This is a genomic window from Alkalihalophilus lindianensis, from assembly GCF_032843265.1.
Taxonomy (GTDB): Bacteria; Bacillota; Bacilli; order Bacillales; family Bacillaceae_D; genus Alkalihalophilus; species Alkalihalophilus lindianensis.
The window spans coordinates 1-256 of sequence record NZ_JAWJBA010000639.1; the positions used below are offsets into that span (position 1 = coordinate 1).

A 256-nucleotide genomic window follows, 5' to 3' on the forward strand; every position below is an offset into this window, starting at 1 on the left:
CGTAGAAGGTCCAGCGGAAGCCCGAGATCAGATAGACCACCGGATTGAACAGGGCCACGGTCCGCCAGCCCTCGGGCAGCATGTCGATCGAATAGAAGGAGCCGCCCAGGAAGGTCAGGGGCGTGACGATCAGCATGGGGATGAAGTTCAGCTGTTCGAAACTACCGGCCCAGATGCCGATGATGAAGCCGAACAGGCTGAAGGTCACCGAAATCAGCACCAGCATGGCCAGCATCATCACCGGATGCAGCACCTG

General features: G+C 59.4%; 1 protein-coding gene. It reads right to left on the reverse strand.

Features of this window, described 5'->3' with window-relative positions; genetic code table 11:
* A partial coding sequence (locus tag RYX56_RS26705) for an ABC transporter permease (RefSeq protein WP_317124303.1) occupies positions 1-256 on the reverse strand: 256 nt, incomplete at both ends.